Source organism: Aeromonas finlandensis (assembly GCF_000764645.1).
GTDB classification, from domain to species: domain Bacteria; phylum Pseudomonadota; class Gammaproteobacteria; order Enterobacterales; family Aeromonadaceae; genus Aeromonas; species Aeromonas finlandensis.
This window is the reverse complement of the sequence record NZ_JRGK01000321.1, coordinates 1-12897: the sequence shown is the minus strand read 5'-3', so window position 1 is coordinate 12897 and position 12897 is coordinate 1. Positions and strand designations below refer to the sequence as shown.

The following is a 12897-nucleotide window of genomic DNA, read 5'->3' as shown; positions in this document are numbered from 1 at the left end:
GGACAGGCCGACAGCGGCCACGAACCCGAGCAGCGCAGTGACGGCGGCAATCACCACAGTTTGAACACCGGACACATCGAAACCACCGTCAGCAGCATTGGCAACGCCAGCGGCCAGCAGCATGGAGGCGATGATGGTCATTTTCGGGGCATTACGGATCATGTTTTTCATGTGATATTCCTTATCTCATTCCAGTAATCGAGCGCACTCTGTTCCATGCCCAAGCGGCGTAGTAGACAGTGATGACACCCGTGCAAGAGGCGGCCATGATGGCCCCCAAAGTTCCATAGCCCACGGTTGCGGGGTCGAGCCAAGCAGCCATGGAAGCTATGTCATGTTGCTCGACCAGATACGCGCCTTGGCACTGGTCAAGCGCCACATTGGCGACTTGAAGGAAGCCGTCAGCCGTTACCTGGACGCAGCGCATTAGTTACCCTTCTTCTCAGGTGAGGGGAGGGCGAACAGGCGGAAGCCGTTGAAGGTCTTGTGCAGACCGCCGTTGCCCGCGTAGCTGTTGTCCACGTATTCGAGTTGCAGGTTGACCTTGCGGCCTACCATGTTGGCCAGCTCGACGTGGTAGTTGGCTTTTACCTGTTCCTCGCTCAGGCTGAACTCGATGACCGCCGTGGGCTTGGTGGTCATGAATTTCACAGTACCGATTTGCACATCGATGTCGTTGCGCTTACGGGTACTCAGCACGATGTCGTCGGCATCGAGGATGGTTCCTACAATTTCCATATTCGTTATCTCCGGTTGTTTGGTTTGGTAAAGACAGGACAGTTAATGACACGGGTCCAAGCCGCCGCCGAGCGGCTCGCACCCCTGAGGGGGCCCCGCGAGGCGCTCATCGTCGGAAAACAGGAGCCATGCGCGGGACTGGTGATCACAAATGGCCATGTGGCGGAGGGCCTCATACTCCTCGTACTCCATGTAGGCGTAGGCCTTCTCGTCGCGCATGACCTCGAACTGGTCGCGAACGCCTTCCATGGTCTTCCGGCAGGCCGCTTCCCATTTCTCCTTGGAGGTGACAAGCCACTCCTTGGCACGGGTGAGCATGAAGATGTTCACGTACATCAGCCCCATAGCGCGGGCTGGCGCATCGTCGCCGTACTGGGTCTTGCTGCGCGGGGTATGCAGGGCCACGCCGTCCTCGTCGCACAGCATCTTCATGGTCTCGGGGATGCCGTAGTGGACTCGCACGGTCTGGTCGTTGCGACGGACCTGCACGCCGCCCATGGCGCAACAGAACGCGGCCCAGTCTCCCGCGTCAGCGGCTTTGCGGACGTTTTCGAGCGCGAAGTGCTGCTCTTTGGTGAGTTGTTGGAACATAGGGTCTTCCATATCGAGTTCGTCGCGGATGGTGCGGAACTCGCGCCATGCAGTGACTGAGGGGCCGCCAATCTGCTGGAACTGGCGGATGCGGTTATCGGATTTCCACGCGTCGACGCGGGCGGCGGTGTCCACGGCCTTGGCTCGTTTTCCGGCTTCGTGGTCGAGTCCTACGGCGAAGCCATCGATGTTCTTGGCCACGTACTTGGAGCAGTAGCCCACAGCGGAGCCCTTGCGCGGGTCGATGAAGACCACTTTGAAGCGATGTTGCTTGGCGCCTGGCTCTGTGCCGGAGTCGGCCAGCATCTGGGCGCGGCATATGGCGATGTACTGTTTGGCCTGTTGGGTGGTCATGAACAGCACGGCGTGCGAGTGGGGCGTGCCGTCATGGTGCGGCTCGGCGAAGCGGAAGCCGTACGGCTTGATTTCAGCCTCTCCGGCGCGCTTGCGGATGTTGTTCCAGCTGTTGGTGAGCCATGCTTGGGCGTCTCTGACGGACGGGCGGCCTGCCTCGATCCATTTCTGGTTCTGCTGGCCGTTGCGGTGTACCGAGTGGAAACGGCTGGGACACGTGAACGTCAGGAAGACTGCAACATGGCGTTGCTCTTTGGCGCACTTCTCGAAGCCTGACAAGCGGGTCATCAGCTCGGCGCGGCGGTTGCTGGGATTGCTGACGCTGGCGTCTACGGCATCTTTCATGCTTACCGCATCGAACACATCCTTCGCATTGTGTGCCACAAGCGCAGACAAGGTTTCGTCATTGCGAGCACGACGAAAAGCCCGGCGAGCAACTGAAAGATCCGTTGTATAGGCTGCCATTCTTGCGCTGACCAAGGCATACCCTCGGGAAACGTCATAGAGGCGTTTAGCAGAAACAGAACGAATGCGGCGACGTACCCAATCCATAGCAGACCAGCGATTGAGGGTAGGATAAGGGTCTCGCTCTTGGTCAGGTGTGGGCTTAGCCACAGGTGAAAGGCCGTACTCATAAGCCAGTCCAATAGTAAGACGCAGGGCAATGAAATCAGCCCGAGTAGCAGCCAGGCGGCCCACGTACTCAGCAAATCGGGTTGCAAAGGTATCAACAGATTCGTCATCAGCAGAAAAACGAAACTCGCCAAGTTCGCCCCTAACAGAAAGAGCGCTATCGAGTTGACGAATCGACTCATTAGCAGCTTGGACACCCAGTAGCGCATTACGCGATTGATAGACATGTGTGAACCACCCAGTGCAAGCAGGGTGGCGCAGGATTACGCGCTCCCGCAGTTTGGCATCTTCGGCACCACCGATAGGCAGGGCCGCGAATTTGTCCGCTTGAGCCTCAGGGCTGAACGGGGTAGGGGAGGAACGCAGCACCGGAGCAGGCTCAACAGCCAGGGGGGCTTTCCACCACGGGGTTGCAACATCAAGTTGCACTTCGTTATCTTGCGCCCACTGTTCGCGCAGCATGGCCATGTACGCAGGGGAGCTGCGCAGGGCCATCAGGTAATCTTCACCATGCAGGCCAGCAAGGGCAGGGGAGCGACTACGCTTGGCGGTGACCGCAGAACGGGAGCTGTCAAGGCTGCGCTGGGCGGCGTAGGAGGTGAAGGAGGTCATGATGCAACCCTCAAAAGTGATTCGGGGTCACAGGCAGGAAGACAAAAGGCAACGATGGCGATTACGAGTATCACGACAGCAGCTTTGAGGACATCGACATAAGACGGGTGCATGGCTCAGACCTCCCACTCACCAGCCAGGCGAAGGTCATCTTCACGGCGTTGATAGACGTTCCGGTCATCCAAAAAGATGTTGTACTTGAGGGCAGGCTTGACGCCGATAACCCCATTTATCGGCGATGGCTCGGGCAGTTCGTCAGACCAATCAGGGTCGAGCTGGATGTCACCCTCAAGGATCAACAGGTCGGAGCAAGCCGCACAGCCTGCGCCGTTACACTGTTGGCACACGTGGTAAACCGGAATCTGTTGCTGTAGGGTCTGCGCTTCCATATGCGTACTCACTAAATGGTTCATTCATGTGAGAGTTATATGGAATATACGAAGTACTTACAACATGCAGAAACAGTGGTACATAAGGTGTGTTAATCTTTATTTGACAAATACATGAGGATAGACAAATGGACTCTAAAACGCTGATGGAGGCCTACATGAGGGCCAAAAACTACACCACCTACACACAAGTATCGAAAGACTTGGGTTTTACAACTTCTTACATAGCTTCAATAAACAATGGAAGAGCGCAATTCACTGATGAGATTGCAATTTTTCTTGCTGAAGGTGCAGGACTTGATCCTCATGAAGTGATCATTTCCCTGAACGCCGTCAGAGCGAAGACACCGGAGATGAAAGCTACATGGTACGAGATCCTAAAAAAGTACTGCGCAAGCACGGGGGCCGCTCTGGCCGTGGCTTGCGTGATGATGGGAAGCGCTAATTCAGAGCCTGTCGTGACTGCGCATAATACATATTATGTTAAATTGAATATCTTGTTTCCTGTCACCACTTATTGAACTGTGTATAATGGCAACAATTGATCCTATCTTCGACCGGATGTCTTAAGTGGCTGAATTAACATCAGAACAATTAAAACCCGCTTTTGCGATTGAACAGTTCCCCAAGCTCAGTGAGCTTGAACCCATCCCTTTTGCGGCACTGCAACCCAGAGCCATTTCCGGCATCAAGCGTCTTGCCAGTTTTGATGGTGACTGTCCGGTCATGCTGCTCAACGGGTTCCCCGGCGCAGATTATGAAGGTGTTTGCCAGACGTTGATCGCCGACTCCCATGGCAAGGATGGTGACCTGTTTGATCTCTGCTACACCGAGAATCTGAACAACCCCTTCAAACCGATCTGGCTGCGACTGCAACCAGGCTCCGGCGTCGAGTTCTGTGAAATGGTTGGCGAGCTGCTCAAGCTCTTGAGCCACCACCTCGATGCCGAGCGCATCGTGACACGCATCATGCGCAAGCAGAACAATGATCCGAAGATCGATGATTTCCTCTCCGATCTGGCCGCCCATGTGGCATTGGGGCTGGAGTTCCAGCACCCGGTTCTGATCAACCTGCTCATTCACCACGAGGCGCAGGAAGCGCCGGTGATTTATGGCCGGGACCTCAACTGGGATACCCTGTTTGGCTCCATCAACTACCAGACCGAGCAAGGCTCTGTGTATGCCAACCAGCACCTTCTGGAGCCAGGTTTGCTGCGCGAAGCCAACGGTGGCTACCTCATTTTGCAACTGGACGAACTGCTGGATCAGCCGCACCTCTGGTTCAAGCTGAAAAACGCCATGCAAAAAGGCGAGCTGGACTGGAACGCCTATCAGGAAGGGAAAACCCTGACCCCCTTCTTCGCGCCCGAGGCGACCCCCATCAAGCTCAAGTTGATCCTGGTGGGTGACAGACTCGACGTGGCAGAGTTCCAGATGCTGGATCGGGATATGTCCGAGCGCATCTTCCTGCGTGCCGATCTGGTGTCAGAGGTGAATATTGAAGAGGATCTGCAGGAGTTTCTGCAGTATCTGGCCTGGCTGCGCGAGCGCTGGGGCCTGCTTGATTTCACTCCAGCAGCCCTCGCCACCCTTTGCCGCCATGCCAGCCGCCTCTGTGACCATCAGGAGTGGTTGTCGCTCTCCGAAGTGCAACTGGCAGCCATCATGCGGATGTCTGACAGCCTGGCCAGGGAGCTGGGATCTGATGTGGTGACCGACGAGCATATCGTCGGTGCGCTGGAGGAGCAGGATTACCGCCTCAACTATCTGGTTGAGCAGTCTGATCAGGGCGTCATTGACGGCCAGATCCTGCTGCAGACCGATGGCGAAGAGATTGGCCAGATCAACGGCCTGTCGGTTATTCAGGTCTCCGGTCACCCCTATGATTTCGGTGAGCCGGTGCGCCTCACCGCGACCGTACACCTCGGCGATGGCGATGTGGCGGATATCGAGCGCAAAGCGGAGCTGGCCGGTCATATCCACGCCAAGGCGATGATGATTATCCATGGCTATCTCTCCAACAAATTTGGTGCAGAGAACCCCTCCCCCCTGTCGGCCAATCTGGTGTTCGAGCAGTCTTACCACGAAATTGATGGTGACAGCGCCTCCCTGACTGGCTTGTGTGCCCTGCTCTCTGCCCTCGCCCGCCAGCCTATCTATCAGCACTTCGCTGTGACCGGCGCGGTGGATCAGTTTGGCAATGTGCAGGCGGTTGGTGGTGTCAACGAGAAGATTGAAGGCTTCTTCCGGGTGTGCAAAATCCACGGCATCACCGGCAAGCAAGGGATCATTCTGCCGGGTACCAACATCCAGCAGCTGAATCTCTCTGACGAGGTGATTGCAGCGGTTGAAGCGGGCCAGTTCCATATCCATCCGGTGGATCATGTGGAAGAGGCCATCGAGTTGCTGACCGGCTGTGTCGCCGGTGAGCCTGATATGCCAGATACCCTGTTTGGCCGCATTCAGGATCGGTTGGACGAGTTGAACGGCTCTACTGCCAAAGTCGGACTGCTGAGAGCCCTGCTGGGGCGCCTGTTTGGCCGCTGATGAAGTGATCGGAGTTGTTTAGCGAACAACTGTAAGCTAAATTGGCCCGGCTTTGACCCATTTGAAGGAAATACCGCGTGACCGTAGACAATACCACCATGGAAGCCCGCCTTTCTCTGTGCGAACAGGGCAAGAACTCTTTTACCCGTGAAGAGCTGCTGGCTTGCAGCCGTGGCGAACTGTTTGGTGAGGGTAACAGTCAGCTGCCTGCCCCCAACATGTTGATGATGGACCGCATCGTCAAGATCAATGACAACGGCGGCGAGCACGGCAAGGGCGAGATCCTGGCTGAGCTCGACATTACTCCGGACCTCTGGTTCTTCGATTGCCACTTCCCGGGTGATCCTGTGATGCCTGGCTGTCTCGGTCTGGACGCCATGTGGCAACTGGTTGGTTTCTTCCTGGGCTGGAAAGGTGGTCCCGGCAAGGGCCGTGCGCTGGGCGTGGGTGAAGTGAAATTCACCGGCCAGATCCTGCCGACTGCCAAGAAAGTGACCTACAAGATCACCTTCAAGCGCGTCATCAACCGCAAGCTGGTGATGGGGATTGCTGATGGTGTGGTCGAAGTCGACGGCCGTCCGATCTACAGCGCCACCGACCTGAAAGTGGGCCTGTTCAAAGATACCACCGCATTCTGATCTCTCTGATTAGTGGTAAAACAGCATTAACGCAAAGGGGCCACAACGGCCCCTTTCCTTTTGTAATGAGTGATGAAGTACCTGCTACTTCATGAAGAGGCCTGAACCCCGCCCTTCCATGGCGTCACGCCAACCACCAAGCCAATGCCCTCGGGCATCCAGGCATTGATACGGACACGCTTCTTTCTGTTTGCCGATCACGCCAGCCTGATAACCACGAGCACGAGCTCTTTCCAGACGGTCCCGTTTCTGTCTCTTCATCATCTACGACCCTCTTCGTGGAACAAAAAAAGCGACCAATTCTGCATCGGTCGCTTTCATCTTTACTCCTGCGTGCGCACCCGGTCAAACAAAAACTTCCACCCTAACCGGGCTATGTGACACAAGGCACTGAACTGGATTAAGTTTTAATTACAGGGAACTTACTCCTGATTTTTGAGTCCTTCCAGCTCTTCCCAACGTGCAAATGCCTGCTCCAGTGCAGCTTCGGCAGCATTGAGCGCATCCAGTTTCGGCTGGGTTTTATCTGCTGGCAGCGAGAAGAACCCGGGTTGGTTGATCTCTCCTTGCAGCGCATCCAGTTCGGCTTCCAGCTGCTCAAGACGGGCTGGCAACCCTTCCAGCTCAAGCTGTAGCTTGTAGGAGAGCTTCTTGCTCTTCTTCGGCGCTTCGGGCGCGACGGCAACGACTGGCTCGGACGCCTTGACCGGTGCACTCTTGACCTGTTGCTGGGCATTTTGCTGTTCGCGGGTCGCCATCATGTCGGCATAACCGCCCACGTAGTCGCTGATGCGGCCATCCCCCTCAAACAGCCAGCAACCGGTCACGGTGTTGTCGATGAAGCGACGATCGTGACTGACCAGCAGCAGGGTGCCGGGGTAATCGGCCAGCAGCTCTTCCAGCAGCTCCAGCGTTTCCACATCCAGATCGTTGGTCGGTTCATCGAGGATCAGCAGGTTGCTGGGCTTGAGGAACAGCTTGGCCAGCAGCAGACGGTTCTTCTCGCCGCCAGAGAGCGCCTTGACCGGCGTGCGGGCCCGCTTGGGCTCGAACAGGAAGTCCTGCAGGTAACCGAGGATATGACGGGAGCGACCACGCACCATCACCTCCTGCTTGCCCTCCCCCACGTTGTCCACCACGGTCTGCTCGGGATCGAGCTGCTCGCGATACTGATCGAAGTAGGCCACCTCCAGATTGGTGCCCCCCTTGACGGTGCCACGGGTCGGCTCAAGCTGACCCAGCAACAGCTTGATCAGGGTCGATTTGCCGCAGCCATTGGGGCCGACCAGCGCAATCTTGTCGCCGCGCAGCACTTGCAGATCGAGCCCCTTGAACAGGGTGCGATCGCCAAAGTCCAGCCCCAGCCCTTCGGTCTCGAACACCAGCTTGCCGGAGCGATTGACTTCGTCCAGTTGCAACTTGGCCTTGCCCTGCAGCTCGCGGCGCTGGGAACGCTCCATCCGCATCGCCTCAAGGGCGCGCACCCGACCTTCGTTACGGGTACGGCGGGCCTTGATCCCCTGACGCACCCACACCTCTTCCTGTGCCAGCTTGCGGTCGAACTCGGCATTTTTCAGCTCTTCGACCCGCAGCCACTCCTCTTTCCCCTGCAGGTACTCGTCGTAGTTGCCCGGCCAGGAGGTGATGGCACCGCGATCGAGATCGATGATCCGGGTCGCCAGCTTGTGGATGAACTCCCGGTCGTGGGAGATAAAGACGATGGCGCCGCGAAAATCCTTGAGGAACTCTTCCAGCCAGTTGATGGCTTCGATATCCAGGTGGTTGGTCGGCTCATCGAGCAGCAGCAAGTCGGGATCGCAGGCCAGCGCACGGGCCAGCGCCACTTTGCGCAGCCAACCGCCGGAGAGGCTGTCGAGGGTCACGTCAGGATCCAGCCCCAGCAGGGTCAATACCTGACTGATGCGGGTCTCGAACTGCCAACCGTTCTGATAGTCGAGCTGCTCTTGCAACTCGCTCATCTTGCGAATGTTGGCGTCTGACGGATCGCTCGTCAGCTCCATGGAGATGTGATGGTACTGCTTGAGCAGCTCCCCTACCCCGGCCAGCCCTTCGGCGGCATAGTCAAACACCGTCAACTCGCTGGAAGCAGGCGGATCCTGCTCAAGACGGGTCACTTTTAAATCTTGTTGCAGCACCAGACGGCCGTCGTCCAGCGGCAGTTCGCTGGCGATCACCTTCATCAGGGTGGACTTGCCCGCCCCGTTGCGGCCAACCAGACAGAGGCGCTCACCGCGCTCGATGGTCAGTTCAGCATTGTCGAGCAGCGGGAAATCACTGAACGACAGACATGCGCCGTGCAATGTTAAAAGAGCCATGTTTATTCCTTATTTCATATGAAAAAACGGGCAGCAGACTGGGTCTGCCCCCGTTTTATCGTCAAATCACGCTCACCCCTGACGGGCGGCCCAGCCTTTGAGCTCAGCCAGTGTGAAGGGCCAGCCGAGCTCACGACCGGCCTCGTCACGCAGTACCGGAATGCGCACCCGATAGGCGGCAAGCCACTGCTCATCGTCCATGATGTCGCACTGGCGGGTGGTGGCGGCAAGGCCTGCCTGCTCCACCAGCCCCCACGCCTGCTCGCACAGGTGGCAGCCGTCGGTATGAAACAGGGTCAGCATCACGCGTCAGCCTGCTCCGGTGCATGGGTGATGATCCAGCAGTTGTGGATGTGCTGGTTGCGCTCGAAATCCTTCGGGCGCGTCTTCTGGGTGATGTTCTGGGCCTTGAGACCGATGGCTTCGAGACCGGCCAGATCCATCTTGAAGTGACGCTTGTTGTTGGAGAAGACCAGGGTGCCATCGGCCGCCAGCAGACGCTTCAGGTGTTGCATCAGCAGCAGGTGATCGCGCTGTACGTCGAAGCTCTCATCCATCCGCTTGGAGTTGGAGAAGGTGGGCGGATCGATAAAGATGAGGTCGTACTGATCATCGGCCTCAGACAACCACTTCAGGCAATCGGCCTGCACAAACTTGTGCTGACGGCCCACCAGCGAGTTGAGACGCATGTTGTCCTGCGCCCAGTTCAGGTAGGTGTGGGACATGTCGACCGTGGTGGTCTCGCTGGCACCGCCAAGACCTGCATGCACGGTGGCACTGCCGGTATAGGCAAACAGGTTCAGGAAGCGCTTGCCCTTGGCCATCTGGCCCAGCATGCGGCGAGTCTGACGGTGGTCGAGGAACAGGCCGGTATCCAGATAGTCGTAGAGGTTGACCCACAGACGGGCGCCGTACTCCTGCACTTCCATCCGGTGCTGCTCTTCGGAGAGCTTCTGATACTGCTGTTTCCCTTCCTGACGCTCACGCACCTTCAGGATCACCTTCTCGCCGTCCATGCCGGTCACCTTGATGGCGGCCTGAACCATGTCGAGCAGACGCTGACGGGTTTTCTGGGCGGGGATGTCCTTGGGCGCAGCATACTCCTGCACCACCAGATAGTCCTGATAGCGGTCGATAGCGGCGTTGTATTCCGGCAAGTCGGCATCATAGAGGCGATAGCAATCGATGCCCTCTTTGTTGGCCCACTTCTCGAGGGTTTTCAGATTCTTGCGCAGACGGTTGGCAAAGTCCTGCGCGACCTCTTTTTGGGAGGCCACCGAGTCGAGTGCGATCTGGTAGTTACGCAGCTGACACTCGAGGGCGCCGTTGAACAGGCGATATTGCTTGTCGGCGCGCAGGCGCAGACAGCTCAGCAGTTCGGGGGATGCGGAAAGAATGGAGACTTTCCAACCCTGGAAGCTGCGACGCAAGGCATCGCCGAGGGCCTGATGCACTTCCAACAGCGCCGGGAACTCGCCAAGACGCTCGCCATAAGGTGGGTTGGAGATCAGCATACCGACCTGACGGGTCTCCCCTTGGCCTTCTTCCCCTTCAACAGGGGCAGGCATCGGCAGCGGGTTTTCCAGCTTGGTGACATCGGCCTGCTTGAAGGTGATGAGGTGCGCCACACCAGCTGCCTTGGCGTTGTCACGGGCTTTGAGCAGCACGCGGGAGTCGGCATCACAACCGAACAGTTTCACTTCACAACGCTGCATGCCGCGTTTGGCGCGCACTTGCGCTTCCATCATCAGGCTCTGCCACAGCTCGCTGTCGTGCTGCAGCCAGCGATCGAAACCGAAGCGCTCACGGCGCAGCGCTGGCGCCATGTCGGCAGCGATAAAGGCCGCTTCAATCAGCAAGGTACCGGAGCCGCACATGGGGTCCATCATGGGCTCACCGGCCCAGCCGCTACGGGCAATCATGGCGCAGGCCAGGTTCTCTTTGAGCGGTGCTTCACCGGTGCCCTGACGATAAAAACGCTGGTGCAGCGCCGGGCCTGACAAGTCCAGCGTGATATTGGCCTTGCCTTTGCCCAGGTGCGCCATGATACGGATATCCGGCGACTTCTTGTCCACGTCAGGACGCACGTGACCACGCTTGGTGAAGCGGTCGACGATGGCATCCTTGATCTTCAGCGCGCCATATTGGGTATTGCGAATGGCAGGGTTGGTACCGGTAAAGTCCACCGCGATGGTAGAGGTACCGGAAAAATGCTCTTCCCAGGGGATGGTGTGGGCGCCCAGATAAAGATCCAGATCGTCGTTCATCTGGAATTCGGACAGCACCAGCACGATGCGGGAGGCAAAACGGCTCCACAGGCAGGCCTTGTAGCCAATCGCCAGTTCGCCTTTGAAGTGGACACCAGCCACGGTCTCACGGACCTGCTCTGCGCCCAGGGTGGTCAGCTCGTCGGCCAACAGGTTTTCCAGCCCCTTGGGGCAGGTTGCAAAAAATTCTTTCATCACGCTCACGGGGAACCCATAAAAATAGTGCCGCATTATACCCCATAAGGCCGCGCTGAGCATGCAAAACTAGGGTTGAAGCTATGTCCCCCGTGGAATTGAATCCTCCCGCCCACAGAATGAAACCCGCTTTCCCCTCCCCCCATTCCTGCGTTTGTCAGCGATTGACTTCATTTTTAAAAAATCCACACACATCAAGTTATTGGACAACAATTAGGGGGGCTAGAGAAATGTCATCCAGATACCCTCTTCGCGTATGAACGAGCACCTACATGACTAAAACCATTCTCGTTGTAGAAGATTCTGCCAGCATCAGAGCCACCATCACCATGACATTGCAAAGCGCGGGCTTTGCGGTGATTGAAGCCGATGATGGCAATGCCGCCCTTGGTCAGCTTGAACGCCAGCGTGTACACCTCATTATTTCGGATCTCAACATGCCTGGCATGGATGGCATGACCCTGCTCAGACAAGTCAAGAAACAGCCAGCAACCCGCTATCTGCCCTTCATCATGCTGACTACCGAGAACTCGGCAGAGATCCGGCAGGAGGGGTTCGACGCCGGGGCGCGTATCTGGCTGACCAAGCCATTTGAACCACTCAAGCTGATCGATGATGTCTACAAGGTGATGCAGCCATGAAACGGGGGCAATGGAGATGAGTTTCGAGCTTGATATTTTGCATGCTCCCCCGACCGCCACGCTCACGGGGGAGCTCACCATCATGACCCTGAGCGAGCTGCAAGATGATCTCTTCAGCCTGCTCAACTTTGCCATCGTCGTGCTGGATATCAGCCCGCTGGAGGCGATAGATGGTTGTGGTGCGCAGCTGTTGGCGCTCTTGCAGCAGGAAGCCAACCAGCAGAACAAGAGTCTGCGGATCCGCACAGGTGAAGAGAGCGTGGCGCAGCAGGCGTTGAGCCAGCTTGGCCTGTTATCCATGCTGACCTTGGTGAGGGAGCAAAATGGACATCAATAAAGCGCGCGCCCTCTTTTTTGAAGAGGCCTATGAGCAGTGCGACCATCTGGAGCACGCCCTGCTGGACAGAGAGACCTACCCCGCGGATCCGGATACCTACAATCTGATGTTTCGCACCGCCCATACCATCAAGGGATCGGCCAGCATGCTTGGGCTATCCATGCTGGTGCGGTTTGCCCATGCCATGGAAAACATGCTGGCACGCCTTCGCAGCGGCGAGATCCAGCTCGATGAACACCTGATCAATCTGCTGCTGGCCTGTAACGACCAGCTGCGCGATCTGCTGCAAGGGGCCGAGCACAACCCCGAACTGCCGCAAACTGAAACCCAACAGATCCTGGCGCTGCTCTCTCAACTTCAGGGTCATCAGAGCTTGCCAAACCCGCCGGTCTCGCTCCCCCTCCAGAGCGTTGCTGCGGAGCAAGACCTGCGAGCGTGGCACCTGTCGCTGCGCTTCTATCCGGCCCTCTATCAGGATGGCTTCGATCTGCTGGCCTTTATCCGCTACCTCACCAATCTGGGGGATATTGTCTATATCGAGCCGGTCTGGCATGAGTGGCCACCGCTGCAATTGCTTGATCCAACAGAGTGATTTCTTGGTTACGAAATTACGCTGCGC

At 57.3% G+C, this 12897-nt stretch carries 13 protein-coding genes; 6 read left to right on the top strand and 7 right to left on the bottom strand.

The features are described 5' to 3' along the window. Positions 1-426 precede the first annotated feature (426 nt). The 3 genes from LD28_RS0120010 to LD28_RS0120000 all read right to left on the bottom strand — a co-directional run bounded on the left by LD28_RS0120010 (position 427) and on the right by LD28_RS0120000 (position 3317). The gene (locus LD28_RS0120010) at positions 427-738 is read right to left on the bottom strand and encodes a hypothetical protein (protein ID WP_033138657.1); all 312 of its coding nucleotides are present in this window, start codon (positions 736-738) and stop codon (positions 427-429) included. Between the two features lie 42 nt (positions 739-780). Continuing rightward, positions 781-2928, bottom strand: coding sequence for a replication endonuclease (locus tag LD28_RS22695; RefSeq protein ID WP_081959643.1), 2148 nt, complete (start codon positions 2926-2928; stop codon positions 781-783). 116 nt (positions 2929-3044) lie between these two features. Then, positions 3045-3317: a hypothetical protein gene (locus LD28_RS0120000; protein WP_033138656.1), complete on the bottom strand. Its 273-nt coding sequence runs from the start codon at positions 3315-3317 to the stop codon at positions 3045-3047. Positions 3318-3445: 128 nt separating this feature from the next. Between LD28_RS0120000 and LD28_RS0119995 the strand changes: the two genes are divergently transcribed. The 3 genes from LD28_RS0119995 (at position 3446) to fabA (ending at position 6502) form a co-directional block, all read left to right on the top strand. Next, on the top strand, positions 3446-3838 hold the full coding sequence (locus LD28_RS0119995) for a DUF3693 domain-containing protein (protein ID WP_033138655.1): 393 nt from the start codon (positions 3446-3448) through the stop codon (positions 3836-3838). A 49-nt stretch (positions 3839-3887) separates the two neighbouring features. Next, the gene (locus tag LD28_RS0119990; protein WP_033138654.1) at positions 3888-5864 is read left to right on the top strand and encodes a Lon protease family protein; all 1977 of its coding nucleotides are present in this window, start codon (positions 3888-3890) and stop codon (positions 5862-5864) included. Positions 5865-5941: 77 nt separating this feature from the next. Next, entirely contained in the window at positions 5942-6502 is a 561-nt protein-coding gene (fabA, locus tag LD28_RS0119985) for a 3-hydroxyacyl-[acyl-carrier-protein] dehydratase FabA (protein ID WP_005336586.1), read from the top strand. Positions 6503-6586: 84 nt separating this feature from the next. Here fabA and rmf read toward each other — a convergent pair whose 3' ends face one another. The 4 genes from rmf to rlmKL all read right to left on the bottom strand — a co-directional run bounded on the left by rmf (position 6587) and on the right by rlmKL (position 11336). Then, positions 6587-6766 carry a ribosome modulation factor gene (gene rmf, locus LD28_RS22690; protein ID WP_193354327.1) on the bottom strand — a complete coding sequence of 60 codons (180 nt, stop codon included), beginning with the start codon at positions 6764-6766 and terminating at the stop codon, positions 6587-6589. A 158-nt stretch (positions 6767-6924) separates the two neighbouring features. After that, on the bottom strand, positions 6925-8838 hold the full coding sequence (uup, locus tag LD28_RS0119980; protein ID WP_033138653.1) for an ATP-binding cassette ATPase Uup: 1914 nt from the start codon (positions 8836-8838) through the stop codon (positions 6925-6927). 72 nt (positions 8839-8910) lie between these two features. Further along, entirely contained in the window at positions 8911-9141 is a 231-nt protein-coding gene (locus LD28_RS0119975) for a glutaredoxin family protein (RefSeq protein ID WP_033138652.1), read from the bottom strand. Beyond that, positions 9141-11336, bottom strand: a complete 2196-nt coding sequence (rlmKL, locus tag LD28_RS0119970) for a bifunctional 23S rRNA (guanine(2069)-N(7))-methyltransferase RlmK/23S rRNA (guanine(2445)-N(2))-methyltransferase RlmL (RefSeq protein ID WP_033138651.1) — start codon at positions 11334-11336, stop codon at positions 9141-9143. Before rlmKL ends, LD28_RS0119975 begins: the two co-directional genes overlap by 1 nt. Positions 11337-11572: 236 nt before the next feature. On the opposite strand from rlmKL, the gene LD28_RS0119965 reads away from it, so the two are divergent. Genes LD28_RS0119965 through LD28_RS0119955 form a run of 3 tightly spaced genes read left to right on the top strand, consistent with a single transcriptional unit; the run spans position 11573 to position 12870 of the window. Next, positions 11573-11941, top strand: a complete 369-nt coding sequence (locus LD28_RS0119965; protein ID WP_033138650.1) for a response regulator — start codon at positions 11573-11575, stop codon at positions 11939-11941. A 16-nt stretch (positions 11942-11957) separates the two neighbouring features. Continuing rightward, positions 11958-12278, top strand: coding sequence for an STAS domain-containing protein (locus tag LD28_RS0119960; RefSeq protein ID WP_050514386.1), 321 nt, complete (start codon positions 11958-11960; stop codon positions 12276-12278). After that, positions 12265-12870: an Hpt domain-containing protein gene (locus tag LD28_RS0119955; protein WP_033138649.1), complete on the top strand. Its 606-nt coding sequence runs from the start codon at positions 12265-12267 to the stop codon at positions 12868-12870. Before LD28_RS0119960 ends, LD28_RS0119955 begins: the two co-directional genes overlap by 14 nt. Positions 12871-12897 lie beyond the last annotated feature (27 nt).

What these genes read in the sequence shown, in the direction of transcription:
- LD28_RS0120010 (WP_033138657.1), bottom strand. Translation starts at nt 738, where the DNA reads ATGGAAATTGTAGGAACCATCCTCGATGCCGACGACATCGTGCTGAGT.
- LD28_RS22695 (WP_081959643.1), bottom strand. Translation starts at nt 2,928, where the DNA reads ATGACCTCCTTCACCTCCTACGCCGCCCAGCGCAGCCTTGACAGCTCC.
- LD28_RS0120000 (WP_033138656.1), bottom strand. Translation starts at nt 3,317, where the DNA reads ATGGAAGCGCAGACCCTACAGCAACAGATTCCGGTTTACCACGTGTGC.
- LD28_RS0119995 (WP_033138655.1), top strand. Translation starts at nt 3,446, where the DNA reads ATGGACTCTAAAACGCTGATGGAGGCCTACATGAGGGCCAAAAACTAC.
- rmf (WP_193354327.1), bottom strand. Translation starts at nt 6,766, where the DNA reads ATGATGAAGAGACAGAAACGGGACCGTCTGGAAAGAGCTCGTGCTCGT.
- uup (WP_033138653.1), bottom strand. Translation starts at nt 8,838, where the DNA reads ATGGCTCTTTTAACATTGCACGGCGCATGTCTGTCGTTCAGTGATTTC.
- LD28_RS0119975 (WP_033138652.1), bottom strand. Translation starts at nt 9,141, where the DNA reads ATGCTGACCCTGTTTCATACCGACGGCTGCCACCTGTGCGAGCAGGCG.
- rlmKL (WP_033138651.1), bottom strand. Translation starts at nt 11,336, where the DNA reads ATGCGGCACTATTTTTATGGGTTCCCCGTGAGCGTGATGAAAGAATTT.
- LD28_RS0119965 (WP_033138650.1), top strand. Translation starts at nt 11,573, where the DNA reads ATGACTAAAACCATTCTCGTTGTAGAAGATTCTGCCAGCATCAGAGCC.
- LD28_RS0119960 (WP_050514386.1), top strand. Translation starts at nt 11,958, where the DNA reads ATGAGTTTCGAGCTTGATATTTTGCATGCTCCCCCGACCGCCACGCTC.
- LD28_RS0119955 (WP_033138649.1), top strand. Translation starts at nt 12,265, where the DNA reads ATGGACATCAATAAAGCGCGCGCCCTCTTTTTTGAAGAGGCCTATGAG.